We start from the raw sequence: 26,323 nt of genomic DNA, 5'->3' as shown, positions 1-26,323 counted from the left end.
TCAACGGACCCCCTAACTCGCATTAAGCCTCACTAACTCGCATCGGCGCGCACACGCTCGCGTTGCGCGTCGACCAGCTCGGCGAGCTTACGCACCTGCGCGCCTTGCGCGTCGAAGTTGGACGGTTCGAGCCATGTATTGAATGCCGGGCGAATGGCCGGCCATTCGCTGTCGATGATCGAAAACCACGCGGTATCGCGATTGCGCGCTCGATACACAATCGCCTGCCGGAAAATCCCTTCGAACGTGAACCCATAGCGCAGCGCCGCGGCGCGCGACGGCGCATTGAGCGAATCGCACTTCCATTCGAATCGGCGGTAGCCGAGCGTGTCGAATGCGTGTTGTATCAGAAGAAAAATCGCTTCGGTACCCGCACGGGTTTTCTGCAACAGCGGCGAGTAGGTGACGAAGCCGACTTCGATCACTCCGTGTGTCGCGTCGATACGCATTAGCGCGAGTGTGCCAACCGCTTTGCCGGTTGCGAGATCGATGACCGCGTAGTGACACGGATCGGCTAACCCGGCGATGCGCGACACGTGGGCCCGGTAAGCGTCGAGCGAATCGAATGGCCCGACGCTCAGGTACGTCCAGTCGCGCGCATCGGACGCGCGGCCATATGCGTCATATAGCTCGTCAGCATGCCGCTCGACATTCAGTCGTTCGAGCCGGCAGTAGCGTCCAGTCAGCGGCGTGTCGTCAGGCATTTTCGCACCATGCCAGTCGGGCACCGGCGCCCCGATCGGTTGACCGAATTCATTGGTTCTCTGCTGCACGTTGTCGCTCCTCGTGTGTTGCCTTCTGTCGTGACTGGAAGTATGCCTGTCGCGAGCGGTTAGACAAACCACGACACACAAAACGCGAGCGGAGAACGCGTGTTCAGCGAACGAAAGATGCGTGGCACGGCGGCTTACCTCTAGCCGACCGCGCCACGCGCCAATACAACAGGGCGGCTTACAACTGGGTCATTCCGCCGTCGATCACAATCTCGGTGCCAACGATAAACCCCGATTCCGGCGACGAAAGATGCAGCACGGTGGCGGCAATCTCGCTGGAGTTGCCGAAGCGGCCGAGCGGAATCTGTGCTTTGATCTGCTCACGGGTGTTGTCATCGAAACCGAGCTTCGTATGAAGCGGCGTGGTGACCGGCCCCGGGCTGATCACGTTGACGCGCACACCGCGCGGCAGCAACTCCGCCGACAGCGTTTTCGCTAGCGAGATCAGCGCGGCCTTGCTCGCCGCATACACCGACGACGACGGCATGCCGATATGCGCGTTGATCGACCCGTTCAATACGATGGACGCGCCTTTGTTGAGAAGCGGCGCCAGCGCCTGAATCTGGAAGTACGGGCCTTTGACATTGATGTCAAAGCTCTCATCCCACATCGATTCAGGGACGTCCGCGAGCGGCGCGAAGCGGGCGACGCCGGCGTTGATGAACACTGCGTCAAGGCGAATGCCCGCGTCGGCGAGCTGTTTTGCGAGATCACGTGCGGCGACGGCCGAGCCGGCGTCATTACGGATAGCTAGCGCCGATTTGCCGAGCGTCGCGGTGGCCGTTGCGAGCGCAACTTCATCACGGCCCGTGATAATGACGCGCGCACCTTCAGCTGCAAAAGCTTGCGCGGTGACGAGTCCCATGCCGCCGTTGCCACCGGTGACGAGTACGGTCTTACCTTCAAAGCGATTCATGACGTTCTCCTATGAACGTGGGTTCGGTATGAAGGCAATTGTGGTCGTGCGGGCCAGGAATGACGTACGAATGAGTTGGCCCTGTCATTCGATAAAATTGGATGAGTTTTGCATGTCTTGCGCTTCAGTAGCAAACGGTCCACCAACGGCGCGCGCCGGCCAAAACGCACCCGCTCCGCACGTACAATGCATACTGGCAGCTGTTGTGTGGCACCCGTCAAGACCGATGAACCGAGAGAGGGACGATATGGAAATTGATCCGACCGAGTGGTTTCCGTTAGACGAATTCAAGCCTGTGCGCGAAGGCTGGTACGAAGTGCAACTGGTGAGCGGTGAAACCGCGTTCGCGCGCTTTACCGAAGGCGAGTGGACCGAGAAGCCGCCGCTCGTCTTCACGCACTGGCGCGGCCTAAGCAAAGACCCGGTGCAATCCGGCGAAACCGAGAGCATCGGCGCCGAAGTGGCCGCCGCGGAAGGCGTACGGGCTGTCTGGAATGCGTTTTTCCCGGGCGCCGGCGGCGACGCTCACAAGCCGCTGGAAGCCGGTCCGCACGAGGAACCGACCAACGGGCCACATTGATCGGTGCGGTGCAGCGGGCGGCGCGAGGCGCGGTCCGCTGTGCGCTTGGCCGCCTGCGCCGCAGTGGTTGGCGGCGTTTTGCGGCACTGCCGCATAGCGCGGGTCAACACCGCCATCATCCCTCCCAGTCAGCCTCGCGATCAGTCCGTCAACCAGCGTCGCCGCAGTTCTTCACCGCTACCTTGGCGTCACCGCGCCAACGGCAGCCAGATTTCGACACCACCCAGCCCTGTCATCGAATTGAACTGCTCGCCGTAACGCTCGAAGTTCGGCGCGTCGGCCGGCGTGAGCCCCGACTTCGGCAGCCAGGCATTCCAGACCGTATTCCACGTGCGCCTGATCGACGACACATGCTCGCGGTGCGCAAACACTGCGTAGCGTTGCGCAGGAATGCGAACACGGCCCATTCCGGCGGGCAACGCGGAAAAATCGCGCACTTCCACGCCGCACAGATAGCCGAAATTACCGGCGTCGTCGGCGTTGTAACAGACGCCGTAAGCGACATTGCCTACCTGTCCGGGCACTGTGCCGATGGATGGCACGAAGCGCTGCCATTGCGCCGGAATGCCGGAGCTGCTTTCGCAGTGGTAACGCTCGCTGATTCCCGCGATCAGCAACGGCTCGCCATCAACGAAGCGCGGCGGTTCGAGGTTCGTCATCAGGGTTTCGTCCATTTTGATTGGCTCCATAAGTGCGAGGTGATCGACATGCCGTTGCGCGCGCAACGCTTCCGGCGTGATGCCGAACTGCTCGCGGAACGCGCGCGTGAATGCCTCGTGAGAGCCGTATCCGGCGTCGACGGCGACCGCGAGAATGTCCGGTGCGCCGCGCGCGAGCCGCCGCGCGGCTTCGCTTAGACGGCGCGCACGAACGTAACGCATCACCGGCTGGCCGGTCGCCGCTTCGAACGCGCGTGACAGATGAAAGCGCGACACGCAACCGCATCGCGCGATGTCATCCAGCGTGATTTCGCCCGCAAAATGACTTTCGATAAACCAGAGCGCTTTCGCGACCGGATTCATATCGGCTCTCGAATGGCATAAGCGCAGCATAGGCGCGGCGCCCGAGCGTCATTTGATCGCGCTTGCGCATCGTGACGCGCGGGTCAGGCGCCTGGAATATCGTCCGCGGTAAAACCGAAGAACACCTGCACTTCGACGATCTTGCCGTTCTCGATCCGGAAGAACTCGGTGTTACGAAACGCCGCACGACCGGCCGGTTTGCACGCGTATCGGACGAATGCCTCATTGCGCTGCGTGAACAGCTTTTCGATCCGGAAGTACTCGACCTGATCGCTGAACGGCCAGCATCGTTCGAAGTAGGTGCGTCGATCGATGTGGTCGTCCTGCGGGCTGGTGAATGTGAAATTGTCGGCAAGCAGCGCTTCGAGCGCCGCGCGGTCTTTTGTCTCATACGCGGCGTAAGAGCGGCGAACGATTTCATCGATGCTGGCGTTGTCGTTCATCAAACACCCCCTCGATTTACGCTGTGCACGAATCAGACCTGATCGGTCGCGGCGCGGCCGCTACTGCCGTCCGTCGACGACTGTGCGGCGCGCGGCGTGGGGGTGCGCAGCAGCAATGCGCCGAGCGTCGCAGCCACCGCGGCGAAAATCGCGCCGACCAGAAACGCAAGGTGGTAGCCGTCCGTCAGCGCTGCACGCATGTCTTGCGTCGCATCGAGCGCGCCCGTCTGTGCAGCCGCGAGGCTCGCGAGTACCGCGAGCCCGAGCGCGCCGCCCATCATGAACGAGGTATTGACGATGCCGGACGCGAGCCCCGAATCGCTCGGCTCGACGTCATTCATCGCGGCAAGCAGCACCGGATTGAATGCGACGCCCGCGCCGATGCCGAGCAGCACCATGCCGGGCAACACGTCGACCGCGAACTGGCCGGCGACCGGCGCACGCGCAAACAGCAGCAGCCCGATCGCGGCGAGCGCCAGGCCCACCGCGATCGGCCGCCGGATGCCGTAGCGCATCACGATGCGCGCCGACAGACCGAGCGAAAAAACCGCCATGATCAGATTTGCCGGCAGGAAGGCGAGGCCAACCTGGAACGGCGCATACCCCAACACGCGCTGCATATACAACGCCGAAATAAAGAACCATGCGAACATCGCGGCGGCCCATAGCACGCCGATTGCGTTGGCAATCGCGACATTACGCATCCGTACAAGCGCAAGCGGCATCAGTGGATGGCGCACCCGCGCTTCAATGATGACGAACGCTGCCAGCAGAACAAGCGCGAGGCCGATCAGGCCGAGCGTTTGCGCGGACGTCCAGCCGATTTCATTGCCATTGACGATCGCATAGACGGCGAGCATCAGCGACGCGGTAACCGTGATCGCGCCCGCCACATCGAGCCGCTCGCCGTGCGCATGACCACGGCCCGCCGGCAGCAGCGCGATGCACAAGCCATACACGCCGATGCCGATCGGCAGATTGACCAGAAAGATCCAGTGCCAGCTGAGCAGATTGGTCAGCAGGCCGCCGAGCAGTACACCAATACTGCCGCCGCCCGCGCAAACGAAGCCATAGACGCCCATCGCCTTAGCGCGCTCGCCGGGTTCGGTGAAGAGATTCATGATCAGCGACAGCGACACCGCGGATACGACCGCGCCGCCAAGCCCTTGCACCGCCCGTGCGCAAACCAGCATCACCTGCGAATTCGCGAGCCCGCATGCGAGCGAAGCCAGGGTGAACAGCGTGATGCCTGCGAGAAACAGTTTGCGATGCCCGTAAAGATCGCCGAGGCGCCCGCCGAGCAGTAAAAAGCCGCCGAACGTCAGCATGTACGCGTTGACGACCCACACCAGCGACGTTTCAGAGAAACCGAGATCGGCTGCGATGGAAGGCAACGCGACATTCACGATTGTCGTGTCGAGCACGATCATCAGCACGCCGAGGCAAAGCACGACAAGTGCCAACCAGCGGGTTCGTCCTTCGATATTGTGCGTCATGCGGCCGTCTCCATGCGCGATGCATTGTTCGTGATGCTATGGAAAACGGCCAGTCTAGTACCGTGCGCGTGCCGTTTTCAACCGCGTGGACGCATTGAAAATTCAGGCAGGCAACTTGCGGAATCCGATTGCGAGCCGGTTCCAGCCATTAATCGCGGTGATCAGCAGCGACAGATCGACGAGTTCGGCTTCGGTGAAATGCGGTTTGACCGCTTCCCACACGTGATCGGGCACGTGGTCCTGCGACACGAGCGTCAGCGCTTCGGTCCATTCGAGCGCGGCGCGCTCGCGCCCGGTGAAGAACGGCGTTTCGCGCCACACTACGACGGTGGCCAGACGCCGGTCGGTTTCGCCTTCCTTGCGCGCATCCGTCGTGTGCATGTCGACGCAGAAAGCGCAGCCATTGATTTGCGATGCGCGCAGCCGCACCAGGTGAGTCAGCGATTTTTCGAGGTCGCTTTTGCCGATGCGTTCTTCGAGCGCGAGCATCGCTTTGATCGCATGCGGGTTGGCCTTATAGAAGTCGAGGCGTTCCATGTTTCTCTCCGGTTGTAAGTTCAATGCGCCCGGGTGGCGCGACAACCGAAGATTAAGCAAAAAACTGGTCACAGGTAATGACCAGTTTCTGGAATTTTGGGGTAACCAGTTCGAAGGCCATCCTGCCGTGCCGGCGCGATGGAAAGACGAAGGCTACTTCACTGCCCCGAGCGCAAGCCCCTTGACCAGATACCGCTGCAACCACGCGAACACGACCGATACCGGTAGCGTCGCGCACAGCGTCGCGGCCATCACCAGATGCCATTCGACCGTGTACTTGCCCGCCACCATGTCGGTGACCTGCACGGTGAGCGTCTTGTTTTCCGGCGAGCGGATCAGCGTATAGACCACCGCGAACTCGTTCCACGCGTTGATAAACGTGAAGATCGCGGTAACGACGATGGCCGGCACCGCCAGCGGCAGGAACACTTTAAATACCGCGCGCGTGCGGCTGCACCCTTCGAGCCACGCCGATTCTTCGAGATCGCGCGGCACCGTCTGGAAATACGACGACAGCATCCACACTGCAAACGCGATGTTGAACGCGGCGTACGACACGATCACGCCGATTTTCGAATCGACGAGGTTGCCGTCGCCATACGGAATCATCGCGGCGAGGCGGAACAGGCCGACCACCAGAAGAATGGGCGACAGCATTTGCGTGACGAGCAGGAACTGCCGATACACGCTACGTCCGCCGAACGGAAAACGCGCGAGCGCATACGCGGCAGGCAGGCTAACCGCGAGCGCCAGCGCGGTCGACAGGAAACTGATGATCACGCTATTGCGCAGCGCGACGCCGAAATTCGCGGCTTCCCACATATCGGCGAAATTCTGCCAGTGCCAATGCATCGGCAGCCAGCGCGCCGGGTAGACGAACACTTCCTGCGCGGGCTTCAACGCGGTGAAAAACATCACCGCAAACGGAAACAGGATGACCACGACGAGCGGCGACAGCGCGATCCAACACCACAGCGAGCGTTTCATTTTCGTGTTCATGCGGCGTCTCCTTCTTTCGACGGCTGCATGCGCAGATACGCCATCGAGAACACGAACAGCATCACCAGCATGATCAGCGACACTGCGGCCGCCTGGCCGGGCCGCCCGAGCCGGAAGCCGAGTTCGTACAGATAGGTGACGAGAATATGCGTGCCGTTATCCGGACCGCCTTGCGTCATCACCCAGATAATCGGGAACGAGTTGAACACGTAGATCACGTTCAACAGGATCGCCATGTTGATGAATGGCCGTAAAAGCGGCAGCGTCAGCTGACGGAACTGCTGCCACGCGCTCGCGCCATCGATGCGCGCGGCCTCGTAAATATCGCCCGGCACCGACGACAAGCCGCCGAGCAGGATAGTCACGGTAAACGGAATCGACACCAGAATACCGACGCCGATTTCCACCGGAAACGCGAGCTCCGGCGTTGCGAGCCAGTGAATCGGCCCGCCGATCAGGCCGAGGCGCTGCAGCGTGACGTTCACCATCCCGTAGTCGTCGTTGAACGCCCAGCGCCAGACGACCGCGCTCATCGTCAGCGACACGGACCACGGCAGCATCACGATGGTTCGCGCGATGCCGCGGCCGTAAAAATCCTGGTTCAGCACGAGCGCGACCGGCACCGAGATCAGTATCGTTCCGCCGACCACGAACGCAGTCCAGACGAGCGTGTGACGGGTCGCTTCGAGAAACACCGGGTCGGCGAACACCGCGAGGAAGTTCTGCAGCCCGTTGAAATCGCGAATCGCGCCGAAACGCGACACGTCGTGCACCGACTGGTACACGATATTGAAGATCGGGTAGCTGATGATGAACAGCGCGAGAATCAGGCTAGGCGCGATTAGCAGCCACGGCGTGATCATGCGCGGCGTGACAGACCCGGCAGTGGGTAGCGCGGCGGGCGCGGAAGCGGAGGCGGAACGGCTCATGCGTGCTCGATCAGGAAAACGCCGGCAGTAACGCCGGAAAATGAATGGCCTGCGGCGTGACCTGTGCCGCCGACGGAGGGCGGCGGCACAGGCCTGTCGAAGTCGACGGACGCCGCGCGCGACAACAGTCGCGATGCGGCGTCAAAACAACACCGGCTTGCTACGTGGCTTAGTGGCCAAGCGACTGGTCGGCTTCGTTCGCGGCCTGCTTCAACGCGTCAGCCGGTTTCGCCTTGCCGAGATACACCGCCTGCATCGCGTTCGTCACAGCCTTCGCCGTGTCTTCCCAACCGGTGATCGTCGGTGCGAAGCGTGCGTTCGGCAGCAGCGCGATAAACGCCTTCGTGTCCGGATCGTTGAAGGCCGGGTCAGCTGCTTCGGCCTTCGTGGTCGGCAGGAAGCCTTCCTGGCTCGTGAACTCGACGCGCGGTTCCTTCGTGAACAGATAGTCGAGGAACTTCCATGCGGCCGGCTTCACCTTCGAGTTCTTGAACATCACGATCGAGTCGGTGACCGCGTAAGTCGCCGGGTTCGTGCCGACCGGCAGCGGATCGATACCGTACTTCAGGTTCGGCGCTTCTTTCTTGATCTGCTTCGCGAGGAACGGCGCGGAGATGACCATCGCGACGCGGCCCTGCTTGAACAGGTTCTGCACGTCTTCACGGCTATAACCGGTGACACCCGGTTGCGTGAGGCCTTCGTCGATCATCGTCTTGTACAGCGTCGCGGCCTTGATGCCGGCCGGCGAATCGAAGGCGGCCTTGCCCTTGCTGACCACGTCGCCGCCATTGGTCCACAGCGCGTAGTAGTAGTAGACGTCCGTTTCGATTTCCTTGCCCTGCAGGCCGAATCCGGGGACGCCCTTTGCCTTCAGCTTCTTCGACGCGTCGATCACGTCATTCCACGTTTTCGGGCCATTCGGATAACCGACGCTCGCGAGCAGATCCTTGTTGTAGTACAGCGCGCGCGCGGACGCGGCGATCGGCAGGCCATAGGTCTTGCCGTCAATCTGGCCCGGCGCCAGGAACGGGCCGATAAAGCGGCCCTTGAAGCTCGCATCCATATAGCCGTCGAGCGGCTCGGCGACGCCGTCCTTCACGAAATCGAGCAGCCAGCGCGTGCCGACGATCGCCAGATCGGCGTTCGCGTTACCGGAGATATCCGTTTGCAGCTTCTGCTGCAGCGTGTCCCAGTTCACGTCTTCGATCTTGATTGTCGTGCCGGGATTCGCCTTTTCGAACTGGCGCGCCATTTTTTCGAAGTACGGTGCGGTCTGGTCGCTGTAGTGGGCGACCGTGACGCGGACCGTTTCGGCCTGCGCCGCGAGCGCGGCCCCGACGAGCGTAAGCGCTACGGCGAGCTTGCCGAGCGTGAGGGAAGCACGAGCATGCAACGACATTTCTCTCTCTCCTGGGTGGTCTGCTGCCGTCGCCGGCCGCTTTGGGTTGAATTGTTTGAAAAAATCCTACAGGACGAAAAAAATGTTGTCACGTAGGGATGCCGATAATTTTTGGACGCCGTATCGTTTGCATAACATCCTGTAAAGATGGGCTTTTTGTTGCGTTGCGGCCGAATGGCCGAGGTGCCGGGCCCGGTGGCGTCAAATGGCCTACGTCTGTTGTTTGTGTCTCACATGTTGGAAATTTACATAGCATCGGGCGTGAGTCAGGCAGCATAAAAAGCGTGAGGACGGACATGAAACGTGTGGTGTTGGTGACAGGCGCGTGCGGCGGGATCGGCAGCGTACTGACGAAGCGCTTTATCGAAGCGGGCGATCACGTGCTGGCGCTCGACCGCAAGGCGGACGCGCTGGCGGCATTTGTCGACAGCCTTGGCACCAGTCAGATCACGCCGCTCGCGGTCGATCTTGGCGACGCCGATGCGGTGCGCGACGCGGTTGCGCACGCAACGGCCGCGACCGGTCCGGTCGATGTCGCGGTGGCGAACGCCGGCTCGGCCACTGGTCTGACGCTCGCGAAGACGGACGCGCAAACTTGGCAGCAGGACGTGCATTCGAATCTGAACGGCACATATCACACGATTGAAGCGGTGCGCGAATCGATGATCCAGCGGCAGCGCGGCGCAATCGTGCTGATCGGCTCGGTCAACGGGATGGCGATGCTCGGTCACCCCGCCTATAGCGCGGCGAAGGCGGGATTGATCAGCTATACGAAGTCACTCGCGGTCGAACTGGGCCGTTATGGCATTCGCGCGAATATCGTCTGTCCGGGCACGGTGAAGACGCCGGCGTGGCAAGCGCGCGTCGACAAGAACCCGCAGGTCTTCGAGAACTTGAAGAAGTGGTATCCGCTCGGCGATTTCGCGACACCCGACGACATCGCGAACGCCGTGCTGTTTCTCGCGTCGCCGCTCGCGCGTGTAATTACCGGCGTCGCGCTGCCGGTGGACGGCGGTTTGATGGCGGGCAACCGGCTGATGGCCGAGGAGCTGACGCTGGAATCACTGTGAGCGTATGCGCGCGCGCCGCGCCACGTGCGCCGCGCCCCGCATGAATGATGACGCAAACCCGACGCAAACCCGTCGCAAATGCAGCAGCGGACAACGAAGAGGACAGCATGGCAGCAGTGCAATTGAGCGGCATTTACAAGCGTTACGGCGACACGCAGGTGGTGCACGGCATCGACCTGCATATCGACGACGGCGAGTTCGTCGTGCTGGTCGGCCCGTCGGGCTGCGGCAAGAGCACGCTGATGCGGATGGTCGCCGGTCTCGAGGAAATCAGCGGCGGCGATCTGACGATCGGCGGCACTCGTGCAAACGGGCTTGCGCCGCAGCAGCGCAATATCTCGATGGTGTTTCAGAGCTACGCGCTGTATCCGCATCTGTCGGTGTACGACAACATCGCGTTCGGGCCGCGCATTCGCAAGGAGGCCGCGTCGGCATTCAAGCCGCGCATCGAGGCCGCCGCGAAAATGCTGAATCTCAGCGGTTATCTGGACCGTCTGCCGCGCGCGCTGTCCGGCGGCCAGCGGCAGCGCGTCGCGATGGGCCGCGCGGTAGTGCGCGAACCGTCGCTGTTCCTGTTCGACGAGCCGCTGTCGAACCTCGACGCGAAACTGCGCGTGCAGATGCGCACCGAGATCAAGGCGCTGCATCAGCGGCTGAAGAACACCGTGATCTACGTGACGCACGATCAGATCGAAGCGATGACGATGGCCGACCGCATCGTCGTGATGAACGCCGGACGCATCGAGCAGATCGGGCGTCCGCTCGAGCTATACGACCGGCCGGCCAATCTGTTTGTCGCGAGCTTCCTCGGTTCGCCTTCGATGAACTTCGCCGAAGGCGAGGTGGTGGCCGGCGACGGCGGGCTTGCGCTGCTATTGGCCGATGGACTGCGCATTGCGCTGACCGGTCAGCTGCCGGTGCAGCCGGGCGCGAAGGTGACGTTGGGCGTGCGGCCCGAGCATATCGAAACGAGCGCCGCGCAGGACGGTATTCCGATGGCCATTGAAGTGGTCGAGCCGACCGGCGCGGAAACCCATCTGTACGGAAAGGTCGGCGGCAGCGCATGGTGCGTGACGACGCGCGAGCGCGCGGTGCTCGAGCCCGGCCAGCGCGTGACGTTGCGGCTGCCGGCCGAACATCGGCATCTGTTCGATACGGAGAGCGGACGCAGGCTTGCGTAACACCGTGCGCCGCGTCGCCCGCGGCGCGGATTCCTGACCTTGAACCCAAGAGGAACACCCGGTTGTCCGCAGCGAACCTGATCCCTCATATCCGCGATGCGCTGCCGTCGCTACGGCCCGCCGAACGCAAGGTCGCCGACATGGTGCTCGCCGACGTCGACTTCGCGATGCGCGCGAGCATCACCGAGATCGCGCAGCGCGCGGACGTTTCCGAGCCGTCGGTGACGCGCTTTTGCCGCGCGGTCGGCGCGCACGGGCTGCGCGACTTCAAGATGCGGCTGGCGCAAAGCGCCGCCGGGGGCATGCCGTACGCGTCGCAGGCGGTCGCTCATAACGACGACATCCAGACGCTGTTCGATAAGGTCGGCGAAGCGGTGGTCGAAGGCATCACGCATGCGCGCAGCGCGCTTGACCCGATTGCGGTCGAGGCGGCGCTCGCCGCGCTGACCAGTGCGCGGCGTGTGTTTTTCTTCGGCGTGGGCGCGGGCTCCGGCCTCGTCGCGCAGGACGCGGCACTGCGTCTGCTGCGCCTCGACCTCGCCGCGAGCGCGTTTACCGACGCGCATCTGCAACGCCTGTACGCAGGTCTGATGGAACCCGGCGACGTCGCGTTTGCGATCTCGCACTCCGGGCGCAGCGTCGAAGTGAACGAAAGCATGCAGATCGCGAAGGAACGCGGCGCGACGACGATTGCACTGACCAACGTCGGGTCGCGGCTGGCGTGGCTCGTCGATATTCCGCTGTTACTGCGCGCGCCCAATGCGATCGGGCCGCATACGCCGGGCGTTTCGCGCCTCGTGCACTTGTGCGTGGTCGACGCGCTGGCGATCGGCATCGCGCTGCGGCTCAGCCCGAAGGCGCTCGAGAAGATGCGCGAAGCCGGCGCACGCGTATCGCACGAACCGGAAGCGGCCGGCGGCGATCGCCAGACCTGACACTCTTCGCGGTCCTCAAGCACCCAGGCGTCAGGCTTTTTTGACGACTGGACAACCGCTTGCGCAACTAAAACAATCTATATTGCAAGCATAAGAACGAATCTCCGACGCGATCCCGTCCGCCGCATTGCCGCATCCGCGGACCGCGCCATGGCACCGAGCAAACGCGCTGCACTCTCGCAGATAACCGGTCGTTAACCCTTAAGGGGGAAGCCATGTCCACGTCACCGCTCTACGACAGCGACGCGCCGCACGGAATCGATGGGATCACTGAGCAAGCGGATGCGCGGTTGCACAATCGCGACCTCGCGCCGGTTCCGCACGATAAAAGGACGTGGACCGGTTACAGCATCTTCGCGATGTGGATGTCCGATGTGCACAGCGTCGGCGGCTATACGTTCGCGGCCAGCCTGTTCCTGCTTGGCATTTCCGGCTGGCAGGTGCTGATTGCGCTGACGATCGGCATCCTGGTCGTCTACGTGCTGATGAATTGGGTTGGCAAGCCGAGCTACGTGCACGGTATTCCGTTTCCGGTGATGGCGCGCGTCAGCATGGGCGTGATGGGCGCGAACCTCGCGGCGGTCATTCGCGGTGTAGTCGGTATTGTCTGGTATGGCGTACAAACCTTTTTCGCGTCGAAGGCAGTCGCCACGCTGCTTGTGCTGTTCATTCCCGCTTCGGCATCGCTGACGCAGTTCAGTTTCCTGCGCCTCGACGGCCTCGGTTGGGTCAGCTTCCTGTTTATGTGGATCTTCCAGCTGATTATTTTCCAGCGCGGCATGGACACGATCCGCAAATTCATCGACTTCTGCGGGCCCGCCGTCTATGTGGTGATGTTCGCGCTGATGGCGTGGATTCTGATGCAAGCCGGGCTTGGCAGCCTGAGCCTCACGCTCGGCGGCGAAAAGCTGACCGGCGGCCAGCAACTGGCGTCGATGGGCAACGCGATTCTGCTGGTGATCAGCTATTTCGCCGCGCTGCTGCTTAATTTCGGCGACTTCGCGCGCTTCGCGAAAAGCGAGCAGCAGATGAAGGTCGGCAATTTCCTCGGCCTGCCGGTGAATTTCATTGCATTCGCGATCATCACGGTGATCGTCACGTCGGGCAGTGCGACCGTGTTCGGCCAGATGATCATGGACCCGGTGGAGATTGTGGCGCGCATCCAGAACAAGTTCGCGGTGGTGATCGGCAGCGTGACGTTTATCGTGGCGACAATGGGCATCAACATTGTTGCCAATTTCGTATCGCCCGCTTATGACATCGCGAACCTGTTCCCGAAGCATGTGAGCTTCAAGCGCGGCGGGCTGATTGCATCGATTCTCGCGGTGGTGGTGTGTCCGTGGATTTTCGTCGACAGCGCGCGGGCGATCACGATTTTCGTCAGCGTGTTCGGTGCGGTGCTTGCGCCGCTCTATGGCGTGATGATGGCCGATTTCTATCTGATCAAAAAACAGCAGGTGCAGACGGCTGAGCTTTATACGATGTCGCCGAAGGGCCGCTTTTACTATGACGGCGGATGGAACCGGATGGGGGTGATCGCACTGATCGTGTCCGGTTGCATTTCGATCGGCTGGGAGCTTTGCACGCAGTTGCTGCGCGTGTTGCCGCAAAACAATTTCGGTTGGCTGATCGGTGCGATTACCGGCGCGGTGGCGTACGTCGGGTTGATGCGCGCGGCGAGGCGCGTTTAACGTTCGGGATACGGCGTAAAAACGTCGACGAGTGGAATGGCGCCATGCGGGCTGGCTCGCATGGCGCTTTCGTTTTTTAAAAGGTCGTTGGCAACACACTCTTCCTGAAAGAGCCTCTAATAATTCTTGACGCCATTGACTAGGATGAGTGTCTCATACCCGACACGTCATGTCGACGCGACGCGTCGGCCGCTTTTCATTCTCCGCAGATTCATGCGGGCCAGCCAGAATCCATCTCCCGCGATGTCTACCGATACATCTTCTGCTGCGACTAGTGTCGAGCGCCGCGCATCAACGTGGCGCTATATTTTCGCCGGCCTGTGCGCGAGTCTCGTGACCATCGGGCTTGCGCGTTTCGCGTACACGCCTTTGCTACCGTCTCTCATTCAGGCGCACTGGTTCGCGACAGCCGATGTCGTTTATCTTGGCGCGGCCAATCTGATGGGCTATCTGATCGGCGCGATCGCTGGCCGGCCGCTGGGCCGCCATCTGACGAACGGGCACACGCTGCGCGTGATGATGGTGCTCGTTACCGCCGCATTCTTCGCGTGCGGCTATCCCGTGTCGGTCACATGGTTTTTTGTGTGGCGGTTGCTGTCCGGCGTGGGCGGCGGCGCGGTGATGGTGCTGGTGGCCGCAACCGTAATGCCGCACGTGCCGGGTGACCGACGAGGCCTGGCGAGCGGCGCGCTGTTTCTTGGGCTCGGGCTCGGCATTGCCGGATCGGGCACGGTGATACCGCTGCTGCTCAATCTGGGCTTGAGCGAGACGTGGATTGGCCTGGGCGTGCTGTCAGCGGTGCTGACCGCGGCAACCTGGACCGCCTGGCCTTCCGCGCATGCCCATGCCGCAGTGATGCACGCTCATCAGCAGTCTGCGATCCCGCATCAGCCCGCAGGCGCGCAGGTGCATGTGTTGTACACACAGTACGCGGTCGTCGCCTTCGGTATCGTGCCGACGATGGTGTTCCTCGTCGACTATATTGCGCGCGGACTCGGTGCGGGCACGCATATCGGCGCGCTGTACTGGGTCCTGTACGGCGTTGGCGCGATCGCCGGGCCGCCATTGTATGGCTGGCTCGCCGATCGGCTCGGCGGCGCACGCAGCATGCGCTTCGTGATGCTGGCGCAGGGCATGTTCGCGTTGCTGCTCGCGATGTCGGGCAACCGTGTCGCGATCGGCGTGCTGGCTGTGATGATCGGCAGTTTTCCGCCCGGCATCGTGCCGATGATGCTGGCTCGCGTGCACGAAGTGTTTCCCGGCAATCACGCGGGACAGAATGTGGCGTGGAGCCGCCTGACGATCATGTTCGCCGCATTTCAGGCGGCCGCGGGCTACATCTGCTCGTCGATCTTCAACGGCAGTGGCGGAAGCCATCGGATGCTGTTCGCGATCAGCGCGGCGGCGTTCTTTATCTGCGTGTTGGCCGATCTGATCGGATCGCGTTTTGCGGCTCGCGCTTCGCGCGCAAGCCGCGGGTGACCGTGGAAGAGCAAAACAAAAGAGACGTCGTACCGCACGTCTCTTCGCTCACATACATCGCATCGAATGCTCGCTGAAGCGCTAACGGTCAACCCAATCCGCTAGCGGGATCGCGCGCCGTTCAATCCAGCGCGGAAGCCGGTCCGAAGAACTCATAGCGCGCCTGTCTGGCCGGCACGCCGAGCGTTTCCAGATGCTTCTTGACGGCCTTCATAAACGACTTCGGCCCGAGAAAATACACGTCGACGTCGTGCGTCGCCGGCATCCACTCGCGCAGCCGTGCTTCGTCGAGATAACCGACCGCATCAGGCGCGCTGTCTTCCGCGCGCGGCTTCTCATACACATAAAAGCGCTTCAGCTGCGGATGGCGCCCTGCGAGTTCGTCGATAAAGTGGCGGAACGCATGCACGCCGCCGTGACGCGCCGCATGAATGAAGTGCACCGGCCGCGCGGTCTTCAGCGCAACGCGCAACATCGCGAGCGTCGGCGTGATGCCGACCCCGCCGCTAATCAGCACGAGCGGCTTTGAACTGTCTTCGAGCGTGAAGTCGCCGGATGGCGCGAACACATCGAGCGTGTCGTCTTCGATCACATGATCGTGCAGGTAGTTCGATACCTTGCCGTTCGGTTCGCGCTTCACGCTGATCCGATACTCGTGTCCGTTCGCGGCGGCCGACAGCGAATAGTTACGGCGCACCTCCACGCCGTCTATCACCACGCGCAGCGCGATGTACTGGCCCGGCTCGAAGTCGAGCAGATCGCCGCCGTCCGCGGGACGCAGATAGAACGACGTGATCTCGTCGCTCTCGCGCACCTTGCGCGCGACCGTGAATTTGCGCGTGCCGCGCCAGCCGCCCTTTGCGGTTTCCTTCGCCGCATACGCGCCTTCTTCGAGACCGATCAGGATATCGGCGAGCTGCTGATAAGCCGCGCCCCACGCGTCGATCACCGCGTCGGTCGCGATCTCGGCCCCAAGCACCTCGCGAATCGCTCGCAGCAGGCAAGCACCGACGATCGGATAATGTTCGGGCAGGATGTTCAGCGACACGTGCTTGTTGACGATTTGCGACACAAGGCCGCCCAACTGCTCGAGCTGATCGATATGACGCGCGTACATCAGCACGCCGTTCGCCAGCGCGCGTGCCTGGTCGCCGTTGGCCTGGTGAGCCTGATTGAACAGCGGACGCACTTCCGGATACTCGGACAGCATCGTCTTGTAGAAGTGGCTGATGAGGGCTTCGCCGCCGCTTTCGAGGAGCGGAATGGTGGCTTTGACGATGGCGCGATGTTCGGCTGACAGCATGGACCTTACCTCTTTTCTATGAGTGGCTGAAGACCCGGCAAGCGGGTTCGCGCTTAATAACGCATGAAGCGGGCCAGCATTGATCTGTATTAAAATCAGTGCATTACGAATAGCCGAAGTGGATATGACACGAGTCGAATCGACTACTGAAGTAGTCGCGCTGACTGCATCGGGCCTGCTTGACGCGCTGTTGCCGCTGGTCCAGGACCTGTCGCGCGACCTGTCTGATGGCGAGCGCTACCGGCGCCTGCTCACCACGTTGCGCGAGCTTTTTTCCGGCGACGCGGCCGCGCTGTTGCGGCTCGATGGCGATACGCTCGTGCCGCTTGCGATCGACGGCCTGACCAGCGACACACTGGGCCGGCGCTTTCGCGTGAGCGACCATCCACGCTTTGTCGCGCTGCTCGCGAGGCGGGAACCGACCCGCTTCCCTGCCGATTCAGGCTTGCCGGATCCGTACGACGGTCTCGTGCAAGGCGTGAGCGGCCACCTCGAAGTGCACGACTGTCTTGGCTGTCCGCTTTATATCAACGGGCGTCCGTGGGGCCTGCTAACGCTCGACGCACTCAACCCCGCGCGCTTCGATAGCGTCGACATGAGTCTGCTGCAGGCGTTTCTCAGTCTGGCGGCCGCCACGGTCAGTGTGGCCGAGCGCATCGATACCCTCGCGCGCAATACCGAAGAAGAACGCCAACGGGCCGAAGCGTACCGGCAGGCAAGTGGACCGAGAACCCGGGAAATCATCGGCAGTAGCGCGGCGCATCGGCAATTAATCGATGAAATCCGTACGGTCGCGAATAGCGATCTGACGGTGCTGATCACCGGCGAGACGGGCGTTGGCAAGGAACTCGTGGCCAGTGCGATTCACACGGGTTCGCCGCGCGCGGACAAGGCGCTGATCAGCCTGAACTGTGCGGCATTGCCGGACACGTTAGTTGAAAGCGAACTGTTCGGGCATGTGCGCGGCGCGTTTTCGGGGGCATCATCGGACCGGCGCGGCAAGTTCGAACTCGCGGACGGCGGCACGCTGCTGCTTGACGAAGTCGGCGAATTGCCGCTCGCCGTGCAGGCCAAGCTGCTTCGCGTGCTGCAGAATGGGCAACTGCAACGCATCGGCTCGGACAGCGAGCATAAGGTCGACGTGCGGCTGATTGCCGCGACCAACCGCGATCTTGCCGAAGAGGTACGTGCCGGCCGGTTCCGTGCGGACCTGTACCATCGGTTGAGCGTCTATCCGCTGCGCGTGCCACCGTTGCGCGAGCGTGGGCGCGACGTATTGCTGCTGGCCGGCTTTTTCCTCGAGGAAAACCGCGCGCGCCTCGGGTTGCTGAGCATCCGGCTCGCGACCGACGCCCAGTCGGCGCTGCTTGCCTACCGGTGGCCGGGCAATGTGCGCGAGCTCGAGCATATGATCGGGCGAAGCGCCTTCAAGGCATTGTCGCGGCACCGCGAACGGCCGCGCATCCTGACGCTGACTGCGCTGGACCTCGGCATATCGACTGCGCCCGCATCGGTCGCCGCTCAGCGTGCAGCGGGGCAAAGCGAACTGGATGACGCGGATGCGCCCGGCGATTTCCGCAGCTCGGTGATCGCGTTCGAACGCTCTCTCGTATCCGGTGCGCTGGAGCGGCACGACAATAACTGGGCGGCCGTTGCGCGTGCGTTGGGGATGGACCGCGCGAACCTGAACCGGCTGGCGAAGCGTCTCGGGCTTAAATAGAAGCGCCTGCCCCGCTGCGCCAGCACGCTCGTCGGTCAGGAACTGATTTGGTAGTATCTGATCGGTCAGCCAGACCATCATTGCGTTCATCGAGGAGATTCCCGTGCGGCACTACACCAAAGAGAATTTCAATCTGATGGACAGCGTCGGTTTCGCGCTCAACAAGGCACGCAACCTGATCATCATGGAAATGGATGCCGCGCTGAAGGAAGTCGATATTTCGAGCCAGCAAATGGGCATCCTGCTGCTGTTGAAACAGCAAACCGCGAGCACGCCGTTCGAGTTGTCGAAAACACTCGGCATCGATACCGGCTTGATGACCCGAATGCTCGACAAGCTTGAATCGAAGGGTCTGGTCGTGCGTTCCCGCGACGACGAAGACCGGCGCGTCGTGAATCTTTCGCTAACCGGCAGCGGCCGCGCAGTGGCCGCGCAAATTCCCGAAATCGCGCCCGCCGTGCTGAACGAACGTCTGAAGAAATTCACCAAGGCCGAGGTCGAAGAATTGCGCCGTTTGCTGCGCAAGTTCGTCAACGACTAACCGGCCGCTCCGCTAACCGACTCCACATCACCATTCCGCCTGGCCCGAACGCGGTTCGATACGCTCTGTCAAAATCTTCTTGAAAGTATCTGATGCATCAGCTATTGTTCATGCAGAGAATGAAGGAGCCAGAGATGTCGTTCTATACACCGGACAACTTTCATCAGATCGGCAGCGTCGGGTTCGTGCTCAACAAGGTGCGCAATCAGATCTCAGCAGACATGGACTCTGCGCTGAAGGGGATGCACGTGAAGGGGCAACACATCGGCATCCTGATGTCGCTGCTGCGCGGATCGAACACCACGCCGGCCAGCTTGTCGCGACACCTCGGTGTCGATTCGGGCCTGATGACGCGCATGCTGGACAAGCTCGAAGGACTCGGTTTGATCGTGCGCTCGCGCGACACGGTGGACCGTCGGGTGGTCAATCTGCAGCTCACCGCCGCGGGACGGGCAACCGCGCAGCGCGTCGCGGAACTCGCGCCGGACGTGTTGAACGCGCGGCTGCGGAGTTTCTCCGGCGCGGAGTATGACGAACTGTGCCGTCTGTTACACAAGCTATTGCAAGACTGAGCCGTTTTTTTAACCCATATATCTGATAGGTCAGAAAATGAGCAGTCAATCAAAAGCGACACACTGTGCGTTTCGTGGACTGAAAGCCGGTATATCGGTGATAGGTGCGGCGGTGCTGTCCGCGTGCGTGAACTATGCGGGCATCCATAGCGACAAGCAGATGGCAAAGCCGCAGTACTATGCGACACAGCAGAGCATGCCGTCGGAAGGCGGCCATTGGCCAACCGGCGACTGGGCGGATCAGTTCGGCGATGCGCAGCTGAAGGCGCTGATCGACGAAGCGCTGAACGTCAGTCCGACGATCGAACAGGCGCGTGCCCGGGTGGCCGCCGCGGCCGCTTACAGCGAGACCGCGAAAGCCGCGACCTTGCCGCGTGCCGATGCCAGCTACTCGTATACGCGCCAGCAATTTTCCGGCACGACCTATGTGCCACCGCCGTTTGCGGGAAGCTGGCAGTCGGAAAACAAGGGCGTGCTCAGCGCGTCGTACGAACTCGACCTGTGGGGTAAAAACCGCGAAGCGCTGAAGGCCGCGCTGTCGCAATTGCAGGCGAGCGAAGCCGACGCGCAAGTCGTCCGGCTGACGTTGACGACAGCGGTCGCGCGTTCGTACAACCAGCTGGCGCGGCTCTATCTGCTGCGCGATATCGCCCAGCAGGAAATCGCACAGCGTGAACAGATCGACCGCATCACCGCCGGACGCATCGCAACCGGCCTCGACACCGAAGTCGAGCGCAAGACCGCGCAGGCGAATCTCGCGACGAGCCGTGCAGCGCTGAAAGCGATCGACGGCTCGATCGTCACGACACGTTATCAGATCGCGGCGCTGCTTGGCGCCGGTCCGGACCGCGGGCTGCAGATCGCGCGCCCCACGCTTGGCATCGGCGATGAAGTGCGGCTGCCGGACAATCTGCCGGCGGACCTGGTGAGCCGCCGCCCGGATATCGTCGCGGCGCGCTGGCGCGTCGACGCGTTGACGCACGAGGTCAAATCGACGAAGGCCGAGTTTTATCCGGACATCAACCTCAGCGCCGCGATTGGCCTCGACGCATTCGGCTTCGGCCGCTTTCTGAACGCGGCGAGCCGCACGGTTTCCGCAGGGCCGGCCATTCACTTGCCGATCTTCGACGCAGGCGAGTTGCGCGCAAAACTGAAGGGACGCTACGCGGAATTCGACTATGCGGTCGCGACCTACAACCAGACGCTCGTGACCGCATTGAGCGAAGTGGCGACGCAACTGGCCGATATCCGCTCAACCGACGGTCAACTTGACGACGCACAGACGGCACAAAGCGCGGCACGCCGTGCGGACGAACTGGCGCTCACTCAGTACAAGGCAGGGCTGACAAACCAGTTGACCGTGCTCAACGCGGACGTGAATGCGCTGTCGGCGGACCAGGCCGTTGCGAACCTGACGATGAATCGTCGCGATCAGCAGATCGCACTCGCCGCTGCGTTAGGCGGCGGATATACGGATGCGTCGGATACGAACGATGCGGTGGGACTCGCGGCGACCGATACCGCGCGATCTTCCACCGCCTCGCGCTGACGCGCGCCCATGCAACCCATGCAAGCCCCCCGGACACGGCACCCGCACGATTCAGCCCTGGAGATTGAAATGAGCGAAATGGACACCCCGAAGCAAACGAACGCAGCGGTAGCCGACGCGGCGCCCGCATCGCCTCAGGACGCACAGACAGCGCCGGCATCGCGCAAGCGGACGCTCCTGCTCGCGCTACTCGGCGCGGCGGTCGTCGTCGCAGGCACCGCATACGGCGCGTACTACGTGACGGTCGGCCAATACCATGAGTCCACCGACGACGCGTATGTCAGCGGCAATCTCGTGCAACTGACACCGCAGGTGACCGGTACGGTCGTCGCGGTGAATGCCGACGACACGCAGATCGTCAACGAAGGCGACCCGGTCGTGACGCTCGACCCAGCCGATGCGAAAGTGGCGCTCGGCAACGCGGAAGCCGCGCTTGCGCAAACGGTGCGGCAGGTCAGCAGCCTGTACGTGAATAACGATTTCTATCGCGCGACTGTCGCGCAGCGGCAGTCCGATCTCGCACGCGTGACGAGCGACTTGAAGCGCCGCCAGGCCGTTGCGGATACCGGCGCGGTGTCGGCCGAAGACGTCGCGCACGCACGCGACGCGGTCACTGCCGCGCAGGCGGCGCTCGATGCCGCGCGTCAACAGGCGCAAGCGAACCGCGCGCTGACCGACCGCACGACGGTCGCGCAACACCCGAACGTTCAGGCCGCCGCATCGAAAGTGCGCGACGCGTACCTCGCTTACGCGCGCAACACGCTGCCCGCACCGGTTACCGGCTATGTAGCGCGCCGCTCGGTGCAGGTCGGTCAGCGCGTCGCCCCGGGCACGCCGCTAATGGCAATCGTGCCGCTCGACGGCGTATGGGTCGATGCGAACTATAAGGAAAGCCAACTGCGACGGATGCGCATCGGCCAGCCGGTGACATTGAGCGCCGACGTGTATGGCAGCAAAGTCGCCTATCACGGGCGCGTGGTCGGATTTTCAGCAGGGACGGGCGCCGCATTCGCGGTGCTGCCGCCGCAAAACGCGACCGGTAACTGGATCAAGGTCGTGCAACGCTTGCCGGTGCGTATCCAGCTCGATCAGCGCGAACTCGACGCACATCCGCTGCGAATCGGGCTATCGATGCAGGTCGACGTCGAGACGCGCGATGACTCCGGCCATCAGCTAGGCGCCGCGATCAATACCGCGTACCGGACCGACGTTTTTGCCGCGTACGGTGCGCAGGCTGACAACGAAATCGCACGCATCATCGCGGCGAATATCGTAGAGGAAGGCCAAACCGCATCCGCCGACGCGAGGCACGGCCATCCCGCGAAAGCCGCAACCGCAAATACAGCGGCACAGCATGATTCGGTGCAACCGGCGAGCTGAATCGAGCCGCAAACCGTGGAGCGATCTTTTTGATCCGTATATCTGACACATCAGATTGTCAGAACACGTACTGAAACCAGCGAACGCAAAAAAGGAATCGAGAAATGGACACTTCGACGAACTCCGCGAGCCCGCCGCCGTTAAGCGGCGGAAAACTGGTGCTCGCAACGCTCGCAGTTGCGCTCGCGACGTTCATGAACGTGCTGGACTCGTCGATTGCGAACGTCGCGATCCCTACGATTTCCGGCAATCTCGGCGTATCGGTCGACGAAGGCACGTGGGTGATCACGCTGTTTTCCGCGGCAAACGCGGTGTCGATTCCGCTGACTGGCTGGCTCACGCAGCGCATCGGCCAGATCAGGTTGTTTGTCGGCGCGATTCTGCTGTTCGTGCTGTCGTCATGGTTGTGCGGTATTGCGCCGAATCTGATCGTGCTGCTTGCCGCGCGCGTGCTGCAGGGTGCGGTGGCCGGCCCGCTGATTCCGCTCTCGCAGGCGATCCTGCTCGGCTCGTATCCGAAGGAGAAAAGCTCGCATGCGCTCGCACTATGGGCGATGACGGCGACGGTCGGCCCGATTGCGGGCCCGGCACTCGGTGGCTGGATTACCGACAGCTATTCATGGTCATGGATCTTCTACATCAACATCCCGGTTGGGCTATTTGCGGCAGCCGTGACATGGATGATCTATCGGACTCGCGAAACGCGGACGCGGTATCTGCCGATCGACAAGATCGGGCTGCTGTCCCTGATCGCATGGGTCGCGTCGTTGCAGATCATGCTCGACAAGGGCAAAGACCTCGATTGGTTCAATTCGCCGGTAATCTGCGGGCTCGGCGTATTCGCGGCGGTCAGTTTCGTGTTCTTCCTGATCTGGGAACTGACCGAGAAGAACCCTGTGGTCGATCTCCGGCTCTTTGCCGTGCGCAATTTCCGAGGCGGCACGATCGCGATTTCGATCGGCTACGCGTTGTTCTTCTCCAATCTTGTGCTTCTGCCGCAGTGGATCCAGGGCTATCTGAACTATCGGTCGGTCGACGCGGGCATAGTGACCGCGCCGCTTGGCATATTCGCGGTGCTGCTCGCACCGGTGATGGCACGCATCATGCCGAAATCGGACGCGCGCGTGCTGGCCACGCTGGCGTTTATCGGCTTCGCGATCGTGTTCTTCATGCGCTCGGGCTATACGACCGGTGTCGACGCGTGGACGCTCGTGCTGCCGACGCTGCTGCAAGGCATTCCGATGGCGCTGTTCTTCGTGCCGCTGACGGCGATCATTCTGTCTGGGCTGCCGCCCGAACGGATTCCCGCGGCGGCCGGCCTGTCGAACTTCGTGCGCGTGTTCGCGGGCGGTGTCGGCACATCGCTGGCAACGACCGGCTGGAACAACCGCACAATCCTGCACTACTCGCGACTCACCGAGCAGGCGAGCATCGACAATCCGACCTTTAACGGCACGATCGGCTCGCTGCATACGACGCTAGGCGGCAGCAGCGATCAGGCGCTGGCGTTCTTCGAACGCTCGCTGAATGCGCAGGCCGCGATGCTTGGGCTGAATGACATTTTCTGGCTGTCGGCTGTGATCTTTATCTTGATCATTCCGCTGATCTGGCTGACGAAGCCGGCCAAGGGCGGCGCAGCGGGTGCCGCGGCCGGTGCACATTGAACCGCAAGTCGATCAGGCGATAAGCGCGTTGCGCGGCAACCTCGGTTTAACGCATCGCCGGTGCGGGAAAACCGGCCTTGCCACAGCTGGCTGAGCCCGGTAACAATGCGGTCGGAGCGCAGCGTGCGCCGCCCCCGACGGATGCTCAGCCTATGCTGAATGAACTGATCAAGACCATTCTCCTGCTGGTGACCGGTCTGTTCCCGGTCATCAATCCACCGGCGACTGCATTCATCACATTGACGATGATTCCGCACGCGACGCAAGCGGAGCGGGCCGAGCTGGCCACGCGCATCGCCGTCAATAGTCTGTTCATCCTGCTCGGCTCGCTGTCGATCGGTGCTTACGTTCTTTCGTTCTTCGGCATCTCGGTGCCGGTGCTGCGGGTCGCGGGCGGTATCGTGATCGCCGCCGCCGGCTGGAGCCTGCTGCAGTCTCCGACCGGCGACGCCGCTGAAAAGGACGCGCCGCCGTCAACCGGCATCGATCACGACGCATCGTTGCGCGCGAAAGCGTTCTATCCGCTGACGTTGCCGATCACCGTCGGGTCCGGTGCGATCTCGGTGGCGATTGCGTTGGGGACGGGGTCGCCGAAGGCGGGGCTGTCGCCGGGTCACCTGATCGGCGTTGGCATCGCGCTGCTTATTCTGTGCGCGAGCATCTATGTGTGTGTCCGATTCGCGGGGCACCTCGAGAGACTGCTCGGCGCGGTTGGGGTTCAGGTGGTGATGCGGCTACTGTCGTTCGTGCTGTTATGCATTGGCGTGCAGATCATGTGGCTTGGTGTTGCTGACCTGGTCACGTCGATTCATATCCCGTAGCGATATCGCGCGCGGCGTTCCGGCGAGGGCCCGGCCCGTTCTATATCGGCTCATTCTTCGCTCATTGTGCGCAGTCACACTCTCCGTTGTCCGATGCGTTCGAAGCAACCGCATCCGCGCTCAAGGAGAACGACATGAAAGGGATCCGCCATCTTTTGGTCGCTGGCGCGCTGACCGGCGGCATGATCGGCGTCGCGCAAGCGCATGTGTTTGTCGGGGTCGGCATCGCGCCGGTCGTGCCTGCGGTGCCGGTCGTACCGGTGCCGGTCTATGCACCGCCGCCACCTGTTTACTACGCACCGCCCCCGCCGGTGTATGTGGCGCCGCCCGTTGTCGCTGGCTACTATGGGTATCCTTACGGCTGGCATCGGCCGTACTACGCGTACGGCTACTGGCGCTGATGCGCAACAGATAGACCGTCTCGTTGAGCGGGCAGGGCAGCTTGCGTTAATCGCGCGGCTCGCCTGCGCGGCCCGAATCGGCTAACGGCAATCGGCGAGAAACGCTGCATACCGTGAGGCGTATCGTCCTCGCGGGCATTTATACCGGGCCGTTGTCGACGCAACAGAAACTCGCGCTCTTCACATCGATACACGACGCACCGCCGTAGGTGACGGGCTCGTCATAAGCGCTGACGCCGCTGCTCGGCGTCGAGAAACGGTGCACAACAGTATCGCTGAGGCCACTCATTCTTCGCTAATTCTCCGTCACTACGATGGTGTCTGTGGGAAGACACAACGCCTGAACCACAGACCATCAAAATCACCGGAGGGAATTACCATGAAATCGCTGATCAAGACCGTTGCTGTTGCCGCCGCTCTCGTTCTGCCGGCCGTTTGCTTTGCGCAGTCCGCTCCTCAGTCCGCTGTTCAGTTCACCGCTCAGTCTGCTGATGCTGGCGAATATGTGCAGATTGTCGAGATCGAAGCAATCGGCTATGCACCGGCCGCCGACCAGGGCCAGCCCGCTGCGGCCACTGCACCGGATCACACGACGACCGCGCAACCGGCTGACCAGGAAGGCTACGGTGGTGTCGCGAGCGGCATGTCCAAGTCCGGCCGCCCCGCATACGACCCGGCTAATGACGTCGGTATGAATTCAATCTTTCTGCATCACTAAGCCTTGTTGTCTGCCTTCGCAACGAACGTCAGGCCATGAGCATCACAAACTCCACCGGGGGCGTACAGCGCAGGCTGTGCGCCCTTCGTGTTTGAGTCGTTCGGGCATGCGTACGCTTGAACCGGGCGCAGCATCGGTAGAGTAGAATCGATTCGAAAAAGGCCTTGCGACGAGCTTTCCAGTCGCTTTGCGACCGGCCGG

Annotated in this window: 26 protein-coding genes; 15 read left to right on the top strand and 11 right to left on the bottom strand. The window is 62.3% G+C overall.

All coding sequences use genetic code 11. The features are described 5' to 3' along the window. Positions 1-32: 32 nt before the first annotated feature. Together BX592_RS01275 and BX592_RS01270 are read right to left on the bottom strand one after the other, a co-directional pair. Positions 33-773 carry a GNAT family N-acetyltransferase gene (locus BX592_RS01275; protein ID WP_134189821.1) on the bottom strand — a complete coding sequence of 247 codons (741 nt, stop codon included), beginning with the start codon at positions 771-773 and terminating at the stop codon, positions 33-35. Positions 774-951: 178 nt separating this feature from the next. After that, a complete protein-coding gene (locus BX592_RS01270) occupies positions 952-1,689 on the bottom strand; it encodes an SDR family oxidoreductase (RefSeq protein ID WP_134189820.1) in 738 nt (245 codons plus the stop codon). A gap of 247 nt (positions 1,690-1,936) precedes the next feature. Here BX592_RS01270 and BX592_RS01265 point away from each other — a divergent pair, with 247 nt between their 5' ends. Then, on the top strand, positions 1,937-2,269 hold the full coding sequence (locus BX592_RS01265; protein WP_134189819.1) for a hypothetical protein: 333 nt from the start codon (positions 1,937-1,939) through the stop codon (positions 2,267-2,269). A gap of 188 nt (positions 2,270-2,457) precedes the next feature. On the opposite strand, the gene BX592_RS01260 is transcribed toward BX592_RS01265, so the two are convergent. The 7 genes from BX592_RS01260 to BX592_RS01230 all read right to left on the bottom strand — a co-directional run bounded on the left by BX592_RS01260 (position 2,458) and on the right by BX592_RS01230 (position 9,094). Further along, on the bottom strand, positions 2,458-3,291 hold the full coding sequence (locus tag BX592_RS01260) for an AraC family transcriptional regulator (RefSeq protein WP_134189818.1): 834 nt from the start codon (positions 3,289-3,291) through the stop codon (positions 2,458-2,460). 83 nt (positions 3,292-3,374) lie between these two features. Further along, a complete protein-coding gene (locus BX592_RS01255; protein WP_134189817.1) occupies positions 3,375-3,734 on the bottom strand; it encodes a nuclear transport factor 2 family protein in 360 nt (119 codons plus the stop codon). A 32-nt stretch (positions 3,735-3,766) separates the two neighbouring features. Then, positions 3,767-5,230, bottom strand: coding sequence for a DHA2 family efflux MFS transporter permease subunit (locus BX592_RS01250; RefSeq protein ID WP_134189816.1), 1,464 nt, complete (start codon positions 5,228-5,230; stop codon positions 3,767-3,769). A 102-nt stretch (positions 5,231-5,332) separates the two neighbouring features. Beyond that, a complete protein-coding gene (locus tag BX592_RS01245; RefSeq protein WP_134189815.1) occupies positions 5,333-5,767 on the bottom strand; it encodes a carboxymuconolactone decarboxylase family protein in 435 nt (144 codons plus the stop codon). 153 nt (positions 5,768-5,920) lie between these two features. Next, positions 5,921-6,766, bottom strand: coding sequence for a carbohydrate ABC transporter permease (locus BX592_RS01240; RefSeq protein ID WP_134189814.1), 846 nt, complete (start codon positions 6,764-6,766; stop codon positions 5,921-5,923). Continuing rightward, positions 6,763-7,629 carry a carbohydrate ABC transporter permease gene (locus BX592_RS01235; RefSeq protein ID WP_134190003.1) on the bottom strand — a complete coding sequence of 289 codons (867 nt, stop codon included), beginning with the start codon at positions 7,627-7,629 and terminating at the stop codon, positions 6,763-6,765. The genes BX592_RS01240 and BX592_RS01235 overlap by 4 nt, the downstream gene beginning before the upstream one ends. A gap of 235 nt (positions 7,630-7,864) precedes the next feature. Further along, the gene (locus tag BX592_RS01230; RefSeq protein ID WP_134189813.1) at positions 7,865-9,094 is read right to left on the bottom strand and encodes an ABC transporter substrate-binding protein; all 1,230 of its coding nucleotides are present in this window, start codon (positions 9,092-9,094) and stop codon (positions 7,865-7,867) included. A 296-nt stretch (positions 9,095-9,390) separates the two neighbouring features. Here BX592_RS01230 and BX592_RS01225 point away from each other — a divergent pair, with 296 nt between their 5' ends. The 5 genes from BX592_RS01225 (at position 9,391) to BX592_RS01205 (ending at position 15,453) form a co-directional block, all read left to right on the top strand. Then, positions 9,391-10,164, top strand: coding sequence for an SDR family oxidoreductase (locus tag BX592_RS01225; protein ID WP_134189812.1), 774 nt, complete (start codon positions 9,391-9,393; stop codon positions 10,162-10,164). 107 nt (positions 10,165-10,271) lie between these two features. Further along, positions 10,272-11,345, top strand: coding sequence for an ABC transporter ATP-binding protein (locus BX592_RS01220; RefSeq protein WP_134189811.1), 1,074 nt, complete (start codon positions 10,272-10,274; stop codon positions 11,343-11,345). A gap of 62 nt (positions 11,346-11,407) precedes the next feature. Further along, complete coding sequence (locus BX592_RS01215) at positions 11,408-12,280, top strand: MurR/RpiR family transcriptional regulator (protein ID WP_134189810.1); 873 nt, start codon at positions 11,408-11,410, stop codon at positions 12,278-12,280. Positions 12,281-12,495: 215 nt separating this feature from the next. Next, entirely contained in the window at positions 12,496-13,971 is a 1,476-nt protein-coding gene (locus tag BX592_RS01210; RefSeq protein ID WP_134189809.1) for an NCS1 family nucleobase:cation symporter-1, read from the top strand. A gap of 243 nt (positions 13,972-14,214) precedes the next feature. After that, positions 14,215-15,453 (top strand): YbfB/YjiJ family MFS transporter, encoded by a 1,239-nt coding sequence (locus tag BX592_RS01205; protein WP_134189808.1) that lies wholly within the window; start codon positions 14,215-14,217, stop codon positions 15,451-15,453. 121 nt (positions 15,454-15,574) lie between these two features. Here BX592_RS01205 and hmpA read toward each other — a convergent pair whose 3' ends face one another. Further along, positions 15,575-16,756 carry an NO-inducible flavohemoprotein gene (gene hmpA / locus BX592_RS01200; RefSeq protein WP_134189807.1) on the bottom strand — a complete coding sequence of 394 codons (1,182 nt, stop codon included), beginning with the start codon at positions 16,754-16,756 and terminating at the stop codon, positions 15,575-15,577. Between the two features lie 124 nt (positions 16,757-16,880). Between hmpA and norR the strand changes: the two genes are divergently transcribed. The 8 genes from norR to BX592_RS01160 all read left to right on the top strand — a co-directional run bounded on the left by norR (position 16,881) and on the right by BX592_RS01160 (position 25,404). Further along, on the top strand, positions 16,881-18,476 hold the full coding sequence (gene norR / locus BX592_RS01195) for a nitric oxide reductase transcriptional regulator NorR (protein ID WP_134189806.1): 1,596 nt from the start codon (positions 16,881-16,883) through the stop codon (positions 18,474-18,476). Between the two features lie 103 nt (positions 18,477-18,579). Continuing rightward, positions 18,580-19,017 carry a MarR family winged helix-turn-helix transcriptional regulator gene (locus tag BX592_RS01190; RefSeq protein WP_134189805.1) on the top strand — a complete coding sequence of 146 codons (438 nt, stop codon included), beginning with the start codon at positions 18,580-18,582 and terminating at the stop codon, positions 19,015-19,017. Between the two features lie 134 nt (positions 19,018-19,151). Beyond that, a complete protein-coding gene (locus BX592_RS01185) occupies positions 19,152-19,589 on the top strand; it encodes a MarR family winged helix-turn-helix transcriptional regulator (RefSeq protein WP_134189804.1) in 438 nt (145 codons plus the stop codon). A gap of 37 nt (positions 19,590-19,626) precedes the next feature. Continuing rightward, positions 19,627-21,138: an efflux transporter outer membrane subunit gene (locus tag BX592_RS01180; protein ID WP_134189803.1), complete on the top strand. Its 1,512-nt coding sequence runs from the start codon at positions 19,627-19,629 to the stop codon at positions 21,136-21,138. A gap of 69 nt (positions 21,139-21,207) precedes the next feature. Further along, positions 21,208-22,518, top strand: coding sequence for an HlyD/EmrA/EmrK family protein (locus BX592_RS01175; protein WP_134189802.1), 1,311 nt, complete (start codon positions 21,208-21,210; stop codon positions 22,516-22,518). A gap of 104 nt (positions 22,519-22,622) precedes the next feature. Then, positions 22,623-24,182 carry a DHA2 family efflux MFS transporter permease subunit gene (locus BX592_RS01170; protein WP_134189801.1) on the top strand — a complete coding sequence of 520 codons (1,560 nt, stop codon included), beginning with the start codon at positions 22,623-22,625 and terminating at the stop codon, positions 24,180-24,182. Positions 24,183-24,334: 152 nt separating this feature from the next. Continuing rightward, entirely contained in the window at positions 24,335-25,003 is a 669-nt protein-coding gene (locus tag BX592_RS01165; RefSeq protein WP_134189800.1) for a MarC family protein, read from the top strand. Positions 25,004-25,137: 134 nt separating this feature from the next. After that, positions 25,138-25,404, top strand: a complete 267-nt coding sequence (locus BX592_RS01160) for a hypothetical protein (RefSeq protein ID WP_134189799.1) — start codon at positions 25,138-25,140, stop codon at positions 25,402-25,404. A 139-nt stretch (positions 25,405-25,543) separates the two neighbouring features. Here the strand turns inward: BX592_RS01160 and BX592_RS33695 are convergent, their stop codons facing one another. Continuing rightward, positions 25,544-25,693, bottom strand: coding sequence for a hypothetical protein (locus tag BX592_RS33695; protein WP_166676286.1), 150 nt, complete (start codon positions 25,691-25,693; stop codon positions 25,544-25,546). 90 nt (positions 25,694-25,783) lie between these two features. Here BX592_RS33695 and BX592_RS01155 point away from each other — a divergent pair, with 90 nt between their 5' ends. Then, positions 25,784-26,122 (top strand): hypothetical protein, encoded by a 339-nt coding sequence (locus tag BX592_RS01155; protein WP_134189798.1) that lies wholly within the window; start codon positions 25,784-25,786, stop codon positions 26,120-26,122. The last annotated feature ends 201 nt before the right edge of the window (positions 26,123-26,323 follow it).

The organism is Paraburkholderia rhizosphaerae, from assembly GCF_004366595.1.
GTDB classification, from domain to species: domain Bacteria; phylum Pseudomonadota; class Gammaproteobacteria; order Burkholderiales; family Burkholderiaceae; genus Paraburkholderia; species Paraburkholderia rhizosphaerae.
This window is presented reverse-complemented; position numbering and strand designations above follow the sequence as displayed.

Bases quoted from the DNA above. Each gene is read 5' to 3' on its own strand.
- BX592_RS01220 (WP_134189811.1), top strand. From the start codon at position 10,272: ATGGCAGCAGTGCAATTGAGCGGCATTTACAAGCGTTACGGCGACACG.
- BX592_RS01210 (WP_134189809.1), top strand. From the start codon at position 12,496: ATGTCCACGTCACCGCTCTACGACAGCGACGCGCCGCACGGAATCGAT.
- BX592_RS01225 (WP_134189812.1), top strand. From the start codon at position 9,391: ATGAAACGTGTGGTGTTGGTGACAGGCGCGTGCGGCGGGATCGGCAGC.
- BX592_RS01260 (WP_134189818.1), bottom strand. From the start codon at position 3,291: ATGAATCCGGTCGCGAAAGCGCTCTGGTTTATCGAAAGTCATTTTGCG.
- BX592_RS01205 (WP_134189808.1), top strand. From the start codon at position 14,215: ATGTCTACCGATACATCTTCTGCTGCGACTAGTGTCGAGCGCCGCGCA.
- BX592_RS01230 (WP_134189813.1), bottom strand. From the start codon at position 9,094: ATGTCGTTGCATGCTCGTGCTTCCCTCACGCTCGGCAAGCTCGCCGTA.
- BX592_RS01270 (WP_134189820.1), bottom strand. From the start codon at position 1,689: ATGAATCGCTTTGAAGGTAAGACCGTACTCGTCACCGGTGGCAACGGC.
- BX592_RS01235 (WP_134190003.1), bottom strand. From the start codon at position 7,629: ATGATCACGCCGTGGCTGCTAATCGCGCCTAGCCTGATTCTCGCGCTG.
- BX592_RS01155 (WP_134189798.1), top strand. From the start codon at position 25,784: ATGAAATCGCTGATCAAGACCGTTGCTGTTGCCGCCGCTCTCGTTCTG.
- BX592_RS01160 (WP_134189799.1), top strand. From the start codon at position 25,138: ATGAAAGGGATCCGCCATCTTTTGGTCGCTGGCGCGCTGACCGGCGGC.
- BX592_RS01240 (WP_134189814.1), bottom strand. From the start codon at position 6,766: ATGAACACGAAAATGAAACGCTCGCTGTGGTGTTGGATCGCGCTGTCG.
- BX592_RS01250 (WP_134189816.1), bottom strand. From the start codon at position 5,230: ATGACGCACAATATCGAAGGACGAACCCGCTGGTTGGCACTTGTCGTG.
- BX592_RS01265 (WP_134189819.1), top strand. From the start codon at position 1,937: ATGGAAATTGATCCGACCGAGTGGTTTCCGTTAGACGAATTCAAGCCT.
- BX592_RS01245 (WP_134189815.1), bottom strand. From the start codon at position 5,767: ATGGAACGCCTCGACTTCTATAAGGCCAACCCGCATGCGATCAAAGCG.
- BX592_RS01180 (WP_134189803.1), top strand. From the start codon at position 19,627: ATGAGCAGTCAATCAAAAGCGACACACTGTGCGTTTCGTGGACTGAAA.
- BX592_RS01185 (WP_134189804.1), top strand. From the start codon at position 19,152: ATGTCGTTCTATACACCGGACAACTTTCATCAGATCGGCAGCGTCGGG.
- BX592_RS01165 (WP_134189800.1), top strand. From the start codon at position 24,335: ATGCTGAATGAACTGATCAAGACCATTCTCCTGCTGGTGACCGGTCTG.
- norR (WP_134189806.1), top strand. From the start codon at position 16,881: ATGACACGAGTCGAATCGACTACTGAAGTAGTCGCGCTGACTGCATCG.
- BX592_RS01175 (WP_134189802.1), top strand. From the start codon at position 21,208: ATGAGCGAAATGGACACCCCGAAGCAAACGAACGCAGCGGTAGCCGAC.
- BX592_RS01170 (WP_134189801.1), top strand. From the start codon at position 22,623: ATGGACACTTCGACGAACTCCGCGAGCCCGCCGCCGTTAAGCGGCGGA.
- hmpA (WP_134189807.1), bottom strand. From the start codon at position 16,756: ATGCTGTCAGCCGAACATCGCGCCATCGTCAAAGCCACCATTCCGCTC.
- BX592_RS33695 (WP_166676286.1), bottom strand. From the start codon at position 25,693: ATGAGTGGCCTCAGCGATACTGTTGTGCACCGTTTCTCGACGCCGAGC.
- BX592_RS01255 (WP_134189817.1), bottom strand. From the start codon at position 3,734: ATGAACGACAACGCCAGCATCGATGAAATCGTTCGCCGCTCTTACGCC.